Annotated in this window: 13 protein-coding genes and 1 tRNA gene; 4 read left to right on the top strand and 10 right to left on the bottom strand. The window is 63.1% G+C overall.

Features of this window, described 5'->3' with window-relative positions:
* Positions 1–43: 43 nt before the first annotated feature.
* Entirely contained in the window at positions 44–1,048 is a 1,005-nt protein-coding gene (locus tag HUI96_RS01820) for a substrate-binding domain-containing protein (protein WP_188252908.1), read from the top strand.
* A 141-nt stretch (positions 1,049–1,189) separates the two neighbouring features.
* A complete protein-coding gene (locus HUI96_RS01815; protein ID WP_188252907.1) occupies positions 1,190–1,822 on the top strand; it encodes a glutathione S-transferase family protein in 633 nt (210 codons plus the stop codon).
* Here HUI96_RS01815 and rimO read toward each other — a convergent pair whose 3' ends face one another.
* The 4 genes from rimO to HUI96_RS01795 form a co-directional block, all read right to left on the bottom strand.
* Positions 1,823–3,136, bottom strand: coding sequence for a 30S ribosomal protein S12 methylthiotransferase RimO (gene rimO / locus HUI96_RS01810; protein WP_188252906.1), 1,314 nt, complete (start codon positions 3,134–3,136; stop codon positions 1,823–1,825).
* 138 nt (positions 3,137–3,274) lie between these two features.
* Entirely contained in the window at positions 3,275–3,967 is a 693-nt protein-coding gene (locus HUI96_RS01805) for a TerC family protein (RefSeq protein WP_188252905.1), read from the bottom strand.
* Positions 3,968–4,106: 139 nt separating this feature from the next.
* Positions 4,107–4,571: a MucR family transcriptional regulator gene (locus HUI96_RS01800; protein WP_337917843.1), complete on the bottom strand. Its 465-nt coding sequence runs from the start codon at positions 4,569–4,571 to the stop codon at positions 4,107–4,109.
* 395 nt (positions 4,572–4,966) lie between these two features.
* Entirely contained in the window at positions 4,967–5,335 is a 369-nt protein-coding gene (locus HUI96_RS01795) for a hypothetical protein (RefSeq protein ID WP_188252903.1), read from the bottom strand.
* A gap of 240 nt (positions 5,336–5,575) precedes the next feature.
* Between HUI96_RS01795 and HUI96_RS01790 the strand changes: the two genes are divergently transcribed.
* Positions 5,576–5,665 (top strand) — tRNA-Ser (locus tag HUI96_RS01790).
* Between the two features lie 94 nt (positions 5,666–5,759).
* Here the strand turns inward: HUI96_RS01790 and HUI96_RS01785 are convergent.
* On the bottom strand, positions 5,760–6,632 hold the full coding sequence (locus tag HUI96_RS01785) for an ATP-dependent DNA ligase (protein ID WP_337917842.1): 873 nt from the start codon (positions 6,630–6,632) through the stop codon (positions 5,760–5,762).
* A 257-nt stretch (positions 6,633–6,889) separates the two neighbouring features.
* Positions 6,890–7,864 carry a GlxA family transcriptional regulator gene (locus HUI96_RS01780; protein WP_188252902.1) on the bottom strand — a complete coding sequence of 325 codons (975 nt, stop codon included), beginning with the start codon at positions 7,862–7,864 and terminating at the stop codon, positions 6,890–6,892.
* Positions 7,865–7,984: 120 nt separating this feature from the next.
* On the opposite strand from HUI96_RS01780, the gene HUI96_RS01775 reads away from it, so the two are divergent.
* On the top strand, positions 7,985–9,352 hold the full coding sequence (locus tag HUI96_RS01775; RefSeq protein WP_188252901.1) for an MmgE/PrpD family protein: 1,368 nt from the start codon (positions 7,985–7,987) through the stop codon (positions 9,350–9,352).
* A 45-nt stretch (positions 9,353–9,397) separates the two neighbouring features.
* On the opposite strand, the gene HUI96_RS01770 is transcribed toward HUI96_RS01775, so the two are convergent.
* The 4 genes from HUI96_RS01770 to HUI96_RS01755 form a co-directional block, all read right to left on the bottom strand.
* Positions 9,398–10,243 carry an ABC transporter permease gene (locus HUI96_RS01770; protein ID WP_188252900.1) on the bottom strand — a complete coding sequence of 282 codons (846 nt, stop codon included), beginning with the start codon at positions 10,241–10,243 and terminating at the stop codon, positions 9,398–9,400.
* Between the two features lies 1 nt (position 10,244).
* Positions 10,245–11,141: an ABC transporter permease gene (locus HUI96_RS01765; protein ID WP_188252899.1), complete on the bottom strand. Its 897-nt coding sequence runs from the start codon at positions 11,139–11,141 to the stop codon at positions 10,245–10,247.
* 8 nt (positions 11,142–11,149) lie between these two features.
* Positions 11,150–12,217, bottom strand: a complete 1,068-nt coding sequence (locus HUI96_RS01760; RefSeq protein WP_188252898.1) for an ABC transporter ATP-binding protein — start codon at positions 12,215–12,217, stop codon at positions 11,150–11,152.
* Between the two features lie 144 nt (positions 12,218–12,361).
* Complete coding sequence (locus HUI96_RS01755) at positions 12,362–13,537, bottom strand: extracellular solute-binding protein (RefSeq protein WP_188253178.1); 1,176 nt, start codon at positions 13,535–13,537, stop codon at positions 12,362–12,364.
* Positions 13,538–13,540: the final 3 nt, after the last annotated feature.

Raw genomic sequence — 13,540 nt, 5'->3', positions numbered from 1 at the left:
TCGTCCGCCGGTGAGAAAGTGACGATGAAAGGTGGAGGAGAAAGTGAACAAGTACCTACTTTCAGCCGCCGTAGCGGCTTCTGCGCTGATCGCAGGAAATGCCTATGCCCAGCAAACCTATACCTTCGCGCTCGTGCCGAAGAACATGAACAATCCATTCTTCGACCAGGCTCGCGACGGCTGCAAGAAGGCAGAAGCCGAGTCCAACGGCGCGTTCAAGTGCGACTATATCGGCCCCGGCGAGCACGGCGGCGGCGAGGAGCAGGTGCAGATCGTGCAGGACCTCGTGGCGCGCCGCGTTGACGGGATCGCCGTATCTCCTTCGAACGCGGCTGCCATGGCGGTTGCGCTGCAGGCGGCGAAGGAGGCCAATATTCCGGTCCTGACCTGGGACTCCGACCTGCTGCCCGAGAACAAGGACCTTCGCGTGGCTTACATCGGCACGCACAACTACGAGATCGGCGTTAATCTTGCTAAGATCGTGCAGACCATCAAGCCGAAGGGCGGAACGATCTGCATCCAGTCGGGTGGCGCGGCCGCCGCGAACCACAATGAGCGCATGAAAGGTATCCGCGATACGCTGGCGGGTAAGGAGTCGGCCGAGTCGCCCGGCGATCGTCTGACCGGCCAGAACGGCTGGACCGAAGCCGAGGGTTGCCCGCTCTACACCAACGACGACTTCCCCGTGGCGGTTCAGCAGTTCCAGGACTTCATGGCTAAGATGCCGAACCTCGACGCCTTCGTGCCGACTGGCGGTTTCCCGCAGTTCGTGCCGGACGCCAATCGCGCCGCTGTCACGCCCTACAAGGACAAGATCGCGTCCAGGTCGCTCGCCCTGGTCGTCGCCGACACGCTGCCGGTGCAGATGGACCAGATGAAGGAGGGGCTGTCGCTCGGGCAGGTCGGCCAGCGTCCGTTCGAGATGGGCTACAAGACCATGTTCGCCCTGAAGGACATCAAGGACGGAAAGGCTCCGCCGACCGATCCGACCTATACAGGACTCGACGTCTGCACGCCTGAGACGGCGGATACCTGCATAGCGAAGTAGTCTGCTGGTTCTGGGCGGCTGGGTCCCGGCAGGCGAGGGGACCACATATCCCGATACGCCTTGGCGGGAACGCTCCTGACATTTGGCTGTCAGGAGCGTTCTGCTATTTGGGCTCCCTCGAAGAAGCAGAGGAGCGCGACGATGCTGAAGTTCTATCATGCCCCTTGGTCACGCGGATCCGGCGTGCTGTGGCTCCTGGAGGAACTCGCGGTCGATTACGAATTGGTTCACATCGATATCCGCGCAGAGGAGGGCGCGCCCGAATGGTATCGCGCCGTTCAGCCGAACAAGAAGGTTCCGGCGATCGAACACGATGGCGTGGTCATCACTGAGCGCGCCGCGATCACCGTCTATCTGGCGGACACCTTTCCGCAGGAAGGGCTCGCACCAGTAATCGGTGATCCCACGCGCGGGCCATACCTTTCGACCACGGTCTATTGCGACTCGGTCTTCGATCCGTGCATCGCGGCCCGCGCGCACGGTCTCAGCTATAAGAGCAACGATTATTCCTTCGGCCTCTTTGAGGACATGGTCGCTCACCTGGAGCGCAGGCTGACGGCTCATCCCTTCGCGGCCGGCAACAGCTTCACGGCGGCGGACACGCAGCTAGGTTCGGCGATCCATTATACGATGGTGCGCTTGAAAGCGCTGCCCGAGCGCCCCGCCTTCAAGGCCTATCTGGAGCGCCTGGCCGACCGCCCCGCCTGGAAGCGGGCTCAGGAGAAGGATTATGCGCTGGCCAAGACCGTTCCGGCCTGGGCCGGAAAGGTCTGATCAGACGGCCTGGCCGTAAAGGTCGTAGGCGTCGGCGCGGTCGATCTTCACGGTGACGATCTCGCCGGCGCGCAGCGGCCGCCGCGAGGTGATGTGCACCGCCCCGTCAATCTCTGGCGCATCATACTTGGTGCGGCCCTTGCCGGCCGTTCCGTTCGCCTCGTCGATGATCACGGGCAGCCGCTTGCCCACTTTCTTCTGCTGCTGCGCCGCGGACACCTTCTGCTGGCGCTGCATGAAGCGGTGCCAGCGGCTCTCCTTCACTTCCTGCGGCAATTCGGGCAGGCCGAGGTCGTTCGAGCGGGCGCCTTTGACCGGCTCGTATTTGAAGCAGCCGGCGCGCTCGATCTTCGCCTCGCTGAGCCAGTCCAGCAGAAGCTCGAAATCCTTTTCCGTCTCCCCTGGGAAACCGACGATGAAGGTCGAGCGGATCGCCAGGTCCGGGCAGGCCTCGCGCCAGGAGCGGATGCGCTCCAAGGTCTTCTCGCCGTGGGCGGGCCGCCGCATGTTCTTCAACACCGCTGGCGAGGCGTGCTGGAAGGGGATGTCCAGGTAGGGGAGGATCTTGCCCTCCGCCATCAGCGGAATCACTTCCGTGACGTGCGGGTAGGGATAGACATAGTGGAGCCTGACCCAGATGCCCAGGTCTCCGAGTTCCTTGGCGAGATCGTAGAACTTGGCGCGGACGGTGCGGTCGCCATACTGGCTTTCAGCATATTTGAGGTCGATGCCGTAGGCGCTCGTGTCCTGCGAGATCACCATGATCTCCTTGACGCCGGCCTTGGCCAGCCGCTCCGCTTCGCGCAGCACGTCGGCGGCGGGACGCGAGACGAGATCGCCGCGCAGCGACGGGATGATGCAGAAGGTGCACCGGTTGTTGCAACCTTCTGAAATCTTCAGATAGGCGTAGTGGCGCGGCGTGAGCTTGACGCCCTGCGGCGGCAGCAGGTCGATCAGCGGATCATGCTTCGGCGGCACCGCCTCGTGCACGGCGGCCATCACACTCTCGTAGGCCTGCGGTCCAGTGATCGCCAGTACATTGGGATGCCGCTGCCGAATCACCTCCGGCTCGGCGCCGAGGCAGCCCGTGACGATCACGCGTCCGTTCTCGGAAAGCGCGTTCCCGATCGCGTCGAGAGACTCGTCACGTGCCGAATCGAGAAAGCCGCAAGTGTTGACGACGACGAGGTCCGCACCGTCATGCTTGCGCGCGATCTCGTAGCCTTCGGCACGCAGGCGGGTGACGATGCGCTCTGAATCGACCAGCGCCTTGGGGCAGCCAAGGCTGACGAAGCTCACACGGGGTGCGCTCATGGATGGCACTCGCGAAAATCATGCAAGCCGCGCCACGTATCACAGTTGCCCGGTTTTGCAACCGGGCGCCTCGCGGTGGGCAAGCGGCAATCCGCCGCTCCGGGCCCGAAGTCGGTCCGCCTCACGCGCCGACCGCCCTCAATGCGCGCTGGCTTCGCCGCCGAACCAGAACTCGAGAAACGCGAACTGTTCCGGCCACTGACCGTAGGCGCCCTTCAGCAGCATCTCGATGGCCACGTAGAGGATGACGACCAGGCCGAGATAGGCGATCCAGCGATGCTTATGCAGCAGCCGAGCTATGAAGCTCGCGGCAAAACCCATCAGCGCAATTGACAGCGCCAGGCCGATGATGAGCACCGTCGGATGGTCCATCGCCGCGCCTGCGACTGCCAGCACATTGTCGAGCGACATCGAGACGTCGGCGATCACGATCTGCCAGGCGGCCTGGGCGAACGTCTTTCGCTTGGCCTTGCCGGCCACCGTACCACTAGCGTCAAAATCGCTGTCGGCCAGCGCCTCGGTCGCCTCATGCTCGTCCTCAAGCGAGGTACGCAACTCGCGCCACATCTTCCAGCAGACGTAAAGCAGGAGCAAACCGCCCGCGATGAGAAGGATCGGTCCGATCTGCAGGAGTTGCTGGGTGATCAGGGCGAAACCGATACGCAGGACGGTAGCCGCGATGATGCCGACGAGGATCGCCTTACGACGCTGCTCGGCGGGGAGGCCGGCAGCCGCCAGGCCGATCACGATGGCATTGTCCCCCGCAAGCACCAGGTCGATTGCGATCACCTGCAACAGTGCGGTGAAGCCAGCCGCCGTGAAGATTTCCATCAGGAGCCTTTCCGAGAATATGTTGGCGGGCCCGCCTATCGGCCTGACATTGTGCCGTCAAGTGCGAGGGGCCGCGATGGTTCCCTCGGATGCTCGCGGAATGGGCAGATCTGAGATCGAGCCCGAGGCTACCACCGGCTTACTCGGCGTGCTTCTTCGTACGTCCACGTCGGCCGGTTCGGGGTCGTCCCGGCGAGCCTTCCCCTGTCGTGGGCTTGCGGCCGAGGCCTATGCTCTTGGCGAGCGCCGAACGCGCGGAGGCATAGCTCGGGGCGACCATCGGATAGTCGGGCGGGAGGTTCCACTTCGCCCGGTACTGTTCGGGCGACATGCCATATTGGGCGCTCAGATGGCGTTTCAGCGACCGAAAACGCCGGCCGTCCTCAAGGGAGATGATGTAGTCGGACGTGACGGATTTCTTGATCGGGACTGCCGGGACCAAGGGCTGGGACTCGGAGGACGTATCGCTCTCCAGTCGAAGGAGTGTTTCATGGATCGTTTGAACAAGTTCGCCGATATGAGCCATCGGCACGCTGTTGTTCGAAACGTAGGCTGAAACAATCGAGGCGATCAGTTCCAGACGAGATGACTGTTCGTCATTCACGTACCTTCTCCGCATGTGTGCCGGTCACCCCGAGCGCAAAAACGATCCGACTCAAATATTAATGAAAAGCTTTTTATCACCCTCTCGATCGAGATCAACGATCTTCCGTTCTTGAACGGGGGCCTTGATGAATTGTTCCCTGCAAAAGTGGGTAAGTCTAACGTTGGAGCCTTCCTCGCATAATCGGGGCCGCGAAACCGTCTGCCGCGGCCGGATCGGGCATGAGGCAGTATAATGGGACCTCGGGCTAAGAATTGGCTCCGAGCGCCTGACGGCCAGCCGGTGTGAATTCACGGCTGGCGAGGCCCGATCGAATCCTGTCGGGGCAGAGAGGCCGGCACCAGGAAGTCGACGGCATGCCACGGATCGGGAACGTCACGCCTTTTCGTAGGAGGTCAGTTGCAGGCGACCCTCACGCGCCCGTTATCTCCCTGCGTGGTGCGGCAGGTGACGGGCGTTTCTGACGCGACTTGCAGCGGCAGCAGGCGCCGCCCGCTGTCCGCCGGCCTCGGAACAGTGCGGGTGGGTCGAGACGGTGCAGCCTCCGCCTGGGGCGGCGGCGGAGCGCTCGGGAATTCCACGAAGCGGCTGGCTGGGAGCGTATCCGATTTGCGATACTCGACGCGGGGGACGCCGCGTTCCACCGCCAGCATCGGCGTGTATTCGGGGACGATCGTCCCATCGTAGGTCCGCACGCAACCGGCAGCCGTCAGGCAGGGAAGCGCCAGGACGATCACGCAGGCCAGTTTTGGTTTGCGGCGCATCGGGTCAGACTATCTTTCAATCCCTGCGGAAGCGATGAACGAGCTTAGTTCGAAAGTCGTGGAGGAACAATCACCTGCGCCGACTGGGTTCCGAGAGTGCCGTCAGCCAAGCGGGAGCCCCGCTGTGACCGATGCTTTCGTGATGCCGAACATTGACGCGAGGAGCGCAGAAACGATAAAGGCAGCGCCAGCCACCATGTGGCAGTTGCTGGAATGCCTGCTCTGCACAGAGCGGTATCCGGAGGGATGGCCGAGCGGTTTAAGGCACCGGTCTTGAAAACCGGCGTGGGCGCGAGTCCACCGTGGGTTCGAATCCCACTCCCTCCGCCACAATAATTTGTCAAGAGACCGGAGTTGCTCTCTTTTCAACTGGCGCGTTATGTCGTTCCTACGGCCGTCTCCACTTGCACTGGCGGCGGAGGTCTCATTGATCCTCGCGCACATCCTTCAGCGTGGCATGCCGGAGCGTCTCCTCGCCCTTAAGGAACCGGACCCGCCCGATCAGGCCGGGCCTGATCCACTCGGCCTTTTCCTTGTCCAGGCCCTTGGGCGGTTTCGCCCCAGCCTTCGCCTGCACCCGCTGCCATAGACGCTCGCGGATGCCTTTCGGCAGTGTGACGAAGGCGCTGCCAACATAGTTACCGGTTTCGTCGGCCATCAGCGCCATGGCCGATTCTCGGCCCTCCCGCTGCACGCCGATGATGCCGAACTCGGCCTCTACGAAGCACGTGGTCTTCATCCAGTCGATCGTGCGGCCGCTTCTATATCGGCTGCCCAGCCGTTTCGAGACCATCCCATCCAGCCCCATCCGCTCGATAGCGTCGAAGATCTCGGTGGAGGTCCCTTCAAAGGACTGGCTGAAGCGGATCGGTTCGTGCTCGGGCTTCAGCATGGCGTGCAGCAGCAGGCGCCGGCGCTGCAGCGGCTGATCGCGAAAATCGTAGCCGTCGAGGTGAAGCAGGTCGAAGGCTATGTAGATGAGCCGCTTCGGCGCAGTCCGGATCGCGGGCTTCAGGGCCTTGGTGTTCGGCTTGCCCTCCGCCTCGGCGACGATCACCTCGCCATCGATCACCGCACCCGAGCCGACCTGGATCCGCTCCGCCGCTTCGGCCAGCGGCAGGTACTTGAGCGTCCAGTCATGGCCATTTCGGGTGAAGAGCCGCGCTCGCCGATCGGCGATCACGATCTGAGTGCGGTATCCGTCGAACTTCAGTTCGTGAATCCAGTCGTCCCCCTCGGGTGGTTCGTCCACCAGGGTCGGGAGCATCGGCGGGATGAATTCGGGACGCGTACTCACGATGAGTCGACTCTAGGCGCATCTGCGCGGCCGGACAGGGGAACGAAAGCAGATTTGGAATTAGTAAGCCGGAATCGCGGATCAGGAGCATCCTGCTCCTATCGAGGGCAGGGCCTATAGTGGCATCTCGCTGGGTCGCCGCGCACCGTAAGGATCGCACCGCCGCCGCCATCCTGCGCGTCAACCTCGTCAACCGCGCCAATCTGCGCGGGCTGAACGCGCTCCACCTCTCTCTTTCCCATCGGGCCGTCGGTCCTCTACACTTTCTGCTTGATCATGTTTGTTCGAACACGGTCCGCGCTGGGAGAGCACCCGAAGTGGCTTCGATAGGCTCTTGAGAAATGCGAGGCTGATGTGAAACCGCAGGCAACCGCGGCATCGAATATGGGCATCGAGGAATGGCGCAACAGCGCCCGGGCGCGATCCAGCCGTACCCGAACGTAGTATTGTGCGGGCGCAACTCCGAGCCACGTTTCGAACAAGCGCTCCAACTGCCGCTGCGATACACCCACACGACGCGCCAGCACAGGTAGGCGGAGCGGAGACTCGGTATGGGACTCCATCAGGCCGACCGCGTCGATCAAGGTCACATTCGCCACGCCCAGGCGCATCCGCAAGGACATGCGCTGGCTCTCGTCGTGGCTGCGTATGCTTCCATAGACGAAGTTCTCGCGGACCCTGTTTGCGAAATCGCTGCCTCGCATGCCCCCGACGATCTCCAGCATGACATCCATTGCGGCGACGCCGCCGCCGCAGGTGAAGACCCGTCGGTCGATCACGAAGATATCGTTGCAGATGTCGAGTCGCGGATACTTCTCCCGAAAGGCATCGATGTAGTCCCAGTGGGTTGTGCAACGCCGGCCATCCAGGACTCCCGCGTCTGCGAGGATGAAGCTCCCGGTGCCGACGCTGCCGACAATCGCCTCGGTGCGCACGAGGTGGCGCAGGAATTCCCGCAACCTGCGGTCGGTATACGTCTCGTCTTCCTGGCCGCCGCAAATCGCGACCATGTCCGAACCCTCATCTCGCACGGGGATTGGTTGTGTCTGCAATTCGATGCCGTTGCTTGCCGGAACGGGTCCGCCGGCCGGGCTGAGTAGGCGCCACCGGAACAACTGGCTGCCCGCTATGCGATTGGCCCCTCGCATCGGCTCGATCAATGACGAAAACGACATCATCGAGAAGCCCGGAGTGAGGAAAACGGTCGCGGTAAAGGTGCCTTGATCGTGCATGTAATGCTCTTTCTTGAGCGCTGCCGAAACACGCACAGTACCCGTCGAAAAATGTCAAGCATCGGCAGCGGCCGTGGGCATAGTTGCCGCCACTGCATGGGCTCGGGGAGGAGTTGAAAAGTGGGCAAGCGGTTGCATGATTTCGTCTGTTCGACGCGGTTCGCGGACTTGCCGGACGAGGTCGTTCGAATGGCTCGTCGTTGTCTGCTCGACCTGATCGGAACCGCCGCCGCCGGCACACAAACGGACATGTCGCGCATCATCATAGGCCATGCGGCCAGATTCTTCGGGGCAGGGCAGGGCGAGCGGCCTTCTCGCATCCTCTTCGACGGACGTTCGGCGAGCCCGGTCGGCGCTGCCTTGGCCGGCGGCGTTACCATCGACAGCTTCGATTGCCATGACGGGCACGTGCTGACGAAAGGCCATGCAGGCTGCGCGATCCTTCCCGGGCTGGCGGCCGTGGCGGACACGCTTCAGGAGCCGATGCGGGGCGATGAGTTTCTCGCGAGCCTCGTGATCGGCTATGAGATCGCCCTGCGCGCCGGTATTGCCCAGCATCGGATCTGCTGCGACTATCACACCTCCGGCGCCTGGAACGCCCTCGGGGTCGCTGCAGCGGCCGCGCGCGTCTGGGGGTTCGACGCAACGCGTCTTCGCGAAGCTATCGGCATTGCGGAGTATCACGGTCCCCGCAGCCAGATGATGCGCTGCATCGACTTCCCGACGATGGTGAGGGATGGCTCCGGCTGGGGCGCCATGGCGGGCCTCAGTGCCGCCCATCTGGCCGCTGACGGCTTCACAGGGGCTCCGGCGCTGGTGGTGGAAGACGAGAAGGTCGCGGATCTCTGGAGTGATCTGGGCGAGCGCTGGCGCATCCTCGAGCAGTACTTCAAGCCCTACCCGGTCTGCCGGTGGGCGCAGCCCGCCATCGAAGCCGCGTTGTCGGTGCGCCGGGCACATGATCTGACTGCCGATGCCATCGAGCAGATTGAGATAGAGACCTTCCACAATGCCGTCCGGCTGGACGACATGATGCCGGCGACGACCGAGATCGCGCAGTACAACCTTCCGTTCCCGGTCGCCGTGGCCGTTGCCTATGGAGAGTTCCCCCCATCGGCTATCGTCGGGCCGTCCCTGCAGGACCCCACCGTTCGTTCGCTCAGCAGCCGGATCCGGCTGATCGAGGCTCCCGACCTCGAGGCACGCTTCCCGGCCGAGCGCTTCGCGCGGGCCCGCTTCAGGCTCAAGGACGGCCGTGTGCTGGAAAGCGAAACGCTTCCGGCCCGTGGCGATGCCGAGCGCCCTCTGAGCGACGCCGAAATCCTCGCCAAGTTCCATGCCAATGCCGACGACTTCTGCGGGACCGAGCGTGCCGGTCAGATCGTCGACGCGGTAGCCGCGCTGTCGGGCAGGGTTCCGGTCAATCCACTCCTGGATCTGATCACTGCACCGCCGGTTGCACGCGCCTTCAGCAGATCGGCTGCGTGAGCCGTCTAGTCGCGGAGCGCCAACCGATAACGGCAGCGAGCGCAATCAACTCGAGGCCGGCTGTTGCTTGGCGCGGGCGACGATCTGCGTGGGATTGACGAAGCGGAGCGCGATCAGCAGCCAGACCAACGTTGTGATCATGTAGATGACCGCCATGGCGTCAATGGACTGCACCGCGCGCACGCCCGAGGCAAAGACCGAATAGTAGAGCGCCACCACGAGCGTCTGGCTGGTCGGGCCGGCAGTCAGGAACGTCAACTCGAACATGCCCACCGTGCGCACCAGGACCAGAAGCAGGGCCGCCAGAATGCCCGGCAGCAACATCGGCAACAGCACATGGAGGAGGAGCCGGAACGTATTGGCTCCGAAGACGCGTGCCGCCGCCTCGATCTTCGGATCGATCTGCTCGATGAAGGGGATCATCACCAGAACGACGAAGGGGACCGTCGGCACGAGGTTGGCGAGCACCACGCCCCAGAAGGTACCGGCGAGCCCCGCCTGATAGAGCACGGTCGCCAGCGGAATGCCGAAGGTTATCGGCGGCACCAGAAGGGGCAAGAGGAATAGAAGCATCACCAGCTTCTTGCCCGGGAAATCACGCCGTGCCAGCGCATAGGCGGCCGTCACCCCAAGCAGACCCGCCAGCGCCACCACGGTGAAGGCGATCTGAAACGTCACGATTAGGACGTTATATAGCTGGAACTCCGCCCAGGCGGTGAAATACCAGCGCGTGGTGAAGCCGGCGGGCAGCCAGGTTCCGAGCCAGCGCGTGGCGAAGGATGACAGGATGACGGTCGCGATCATCGCGATCAGGTTGACGACGAAGAAGGCGACGACCACCCAGATCGCGGTGATCCAGAGTTTTGCGCCGACCGTGGTATCGCGGATCATCTCAGCCCTTTCCGCCGGCGGTGGTGCCTCGATAGAACAGGTTGCGCAGCATCAGCACGGCCACGACGATGACCAGTTGCACCGCCGCCATGATCATGGCGATCGCCGATGCCATCGAATAATCATATTGCTCGAAAGCCGCCTGATAGGCAGCGATCGAGATCACCCGCGTCGGACCGGCCGGGGCGCCGAGCAGGATCGCTGAAGGAAATACCGCGAAGGCCTGGACGAAGGAGAGGCAGAAGGCGATCGTCAGGCCCGGTACCAGCAGCGGCACGAAAACGTGGCGGAAACGCTGCCATGCGCTGGCGCCATGCGTCGCCGCGGCCTGTTCGAGCGCCGGATCGATGCCCGTCACATAGGACAGCGTCAGCAGGAAGGTGAACGGGAAGCCGGTTATGATCAGCGAGGCAAACACGCCCCAATAGTTGTTGGTGAGCTTCACGGGGCTGTCGATGATCCCGATGAGCATCAGGGTACGGCTGAACCAGCCCTGCGGGCCAAGAAAGTTGAGAAGTCCTTCGGCCACCAGGACCGTGCCAAGCGTGACCGGTAGAACGAGGACGGTGGTCAGCAGCCTTTGACGGGTCATCAGGCGGACGCGGAAGGCGACCGGCAGCGCGAAGGCCAGGCTGATGACGGTCACCGGCATGGCCAGCCACAGCGTGGTGGCGATGGTGTTGTAGAGGAACGGATCGGAAAAGAAGCGAATGTAGTTGGCGAGCACCCCGCCTTCCTTCGGCGTGAAGGACAGCAGCAGGCCATAGACAAACGGGTAGACGAAGATCGCCAGCACGAACAGCACGGCCGGCAGCACCATAAGCGTGACACCGTCAATACCCTTGACGGCAAGCCGCTGTCGCAAGGTCGGAGGTGGGGTGTGTACGGCCCTCTGCATGTGAACGCTTACACGGCGTAGACTAGCGCGTGTGCCGGGTCGACCGACAGCGAAACCGTGCTGTCGATCGCTGCGGCCTGAGGCGCATGGAAGATCAATTCGAGCCCGTCCGCGGTGCGGGCGCTGCCGACGAATTCGCGGCCACGGTATTCGATGGTCTCAACTGTAGCCTCGAGAGCGCTTTTCCCCTGGTTCGCGGCCGTGACGTCGTCCGGGCGCGCAGCGATCACGGCTTGAGCGCCGACGGGAATGTCGCCGCGCATCTTGCCGGCAAGCCTGACAGTGCCGACCTCCACCGTCACGCGTTCGCCGTCGCGGGCTGTGACCTTGCCGGTGAGGCGGTTGCGAAAACCCATGAACTCGGCGACATCGAGATGGTCGGGGCTTTCATAGAGGTCGCGCGGCGAACCGACCTGCCGGATCCGGCCCTCGCGCAGCACGACGATCCTGTCGGCGAGTGAAAGCGCCTCGTCCTGATCGTGGGTGACATAGATGGTGGTGGCGCCGAGCTGGTTGTGAATTCGCCGTATCTCGGCGCGCATTTCCAGGCGTAGCTTCGCATCCAGATTGGATAGCGGTTCGTCCATCAGCACCAAGGGCGGTTCGATGACGATGGCGCGGGCGATGGCGACGCGCTGCTGCTGGCCCCCGGACAATTGTCCGGGCAGCTTGTGGCCATGTGCTTCTAGGCGCACCAGCGCCAGCGCCTCGTCAACCCGCTTGGCGATTTCGGCCTTGGGCGTGCCTCGCATCTTCAGGCCGAACCCGATGTTGGCGCGGACGCTCATGTGCGGAAAAAGGGCGTAGCTCTGGAAGACCATTCCGAAGCCGCGGTCCTCCGGCTTCAGTTGGTCGATGCGCTTGTCGTCGAGATAGATGCTTCCGCCGGTGGCCGCGAGCAGCCCTGCAATGCAGTTGAGTGCCGTCGATTTTCCGCAGCCCGAAGGCCCGAGAAGAGCGATGAACTCGCTCCTTCGAATGGTCAGTGAGACGTCTTGAAGCGCATTCAGCGCACCGAATGACCGTGTCAGATGGTCGAGCCGTAGTTCATCGAATTTCGACGACGCCAGAAGCATCCGCAATTCCGTTCTTGAAGAAGAGCCGGGCGAAGGGCGCCCGGATCCTGCCAGGTCAAGCAGCTATCACGAGAGTCCCGAGAAGAGCCGGAATCCAGCCCTTCTTGACGACTGAAGCGCCTTCAGAGGCGCCCTCCTGATGCGCTACTTCGCCGCCGCAGCGACCTGTTCGTCCCAAATGCGGAATGCCGTGACCATCGACGATGGTTCGAGCGGCAGTTCGATCGGATTGTTGGCGATCAGATCGGCGTATTCCTCGCGCCCGAATTCGGCGATGGCGTCCTGGCTTTCCTGTGGCGCCATGGCGAGCGTCACGTTTTTGACCGCCGGGCCGGGATAGAAATAGCCTTGGTCATAGGTGAAGGCCTGCTGTTCCGGGGTCAGCAGGAAGGCCATCATATCCTTCAGCACCGCCAGCTTTTCGTCGGAGACACCCTTCGGCACGCACATGTAATGAGCGTCGGCGACCCAGTGGAAGCCCTTCAGCGCAGCCACCTTGGCTTCCTTCGGGACGACGCCGAGCACGCGCGGGTTAATGTCCCAGCCGGTCGTGCTCACCGTCATGTCGCGCGTGCCCTCGCCGAGTTCCTTCATCAGCGCCCCGGTGCCGGTCGGGTAGTACTCGATGTACTTGTGCAGTTCCTTCAGATAGGCCCAGGTCTTGTCCCAGCCTTTGACCGGGTCCTGCGGGTCGGCGTCGCCGAGCAGATAAGGCAGGCCCATGAGGAATGTGCGACCAGGGCCGGAATTGGCGGGGCGCGCATAGATGAAACGGTTCGGGTTCTCCTTGGCCCAGGCGAGCAGTTCATCCGCGGTGGTCGGAACCGTCTTCACCTTGTCGGGCATGTACTCCAGCAGCGGGCCGGACGGATAGTAGGTCACGACAACGCCGTGGTCCTTGCCGAGCGCCAGCATGCGTGCTGCCGGCTCCAGATAGATGTCTAGAAGCTTCGGCAGGCTACCGGATTCGTCCGGCAGCAGCTTGACCCACAGATCCTGCTCGAGACCGGCAGCAAGCGCATCGGTTCCGGTCAGCACCAGGTCGATGTCGACGCGGCCAGCATCCTGCTGGGCCTTGATCTTGCCGGGCAGTTCAGGAGCCGGAGCCTTGGTGAAGGTGATGCTCGAGACAAGCTCGGGCTTGGCCGCCCGGTAGTTCTCGATTGCCTTCTGCGTAAGTGCCAGATTGCCAGCAACGTCAACGATGTTGATCGCAACCGGCGAGGTAGGCAGCGCTGCTGTTTGCGCGAAAACGCGCGCGGCCGGCAGGGTTGCGACGCCCGCCAGTCCGCCGAGTGCTTGTCTGCGAGTGATGCTGATCAT

The sequence above is a fragment of the Pseudaminobacter soli (ex Zhang et al. 2022) genome, assembly GCF_014595955.1.
GTDB classification, from domain to species: Bacteria; Pseudomonadota; Alphaproteobacteria; order Rhizobiales; family Rhizobiaceae; genus Kumtagia; species Kumtagia pseudosoli.
Note: the sequence above shows the minus strand (reverse complement) of the source record. Positions and strands in the feature narration are given on the sequence as shown.

What these genes read in the sequence shown, in the direction of transcription:
- HUI96_RS01815 (WP_188252907.1), top strand. Translation starts at nt 1,190, where the DNA reads ATGCTGAAGTTCTATCATGCCCCTTGGTCACGCGGATCCGGCGTGCTG.
- rimO (WP_188252906.1), bottom strand. Translation starts at nt 3,136, where the DNA reads ATGAGCGCACCCCGTGTGAGCTTCGTCAGCCTTGGCTGCCCCAAGGCG.
- HUI96_RS01805 (WP_188252905.1), bottom strand. Translation starts at nt 3,967, where the DNA reads ATGGAAATCTTCACGGCGGCTGGCTTCACCGCACTGTTGCAGGTGATC.
- HUI96_RS01795 (WP_188252903.1), bottom strand. Translation starts at nt 5,335, where the DNA reads ATGCGCCGCAAACCAAAACTGGCCTGCGTGATCGTCCTGGCGCTTCCC.
- HUI96_RS01780 (WP_188252902.1), bottom strand. Translation starts at nt 7,864, where the DNA reads ATGCACGATCAAGGCACCTTTACCGCGACCGTTTTCCTCACTCCGGGC.
- HUI96_RS01770 (WP_188252900.1), bottom strand. Translation starts at nt 10,243, where the DNA reads ATGATCCGCGATACCACGGTCGGCGCAAAACTCTGGATCACCGCGATC.
- HUI96_RS01765 (WP_188252899.1), bottom strand. Translation starts at nt 11,141, where the DNA reads ATGCAGAGGGCCGTACACACCCCACCTCCGACCTTGCGACAGCGGCTT.
- HUI96_RS01760 (WP_188252898.1), bottom strand. Translation starts at nt 12,217, where the DNA reads ATGCTTCTGGCGTCGTCGAAATTCGATGAACTACGGCTCGACCATCTG.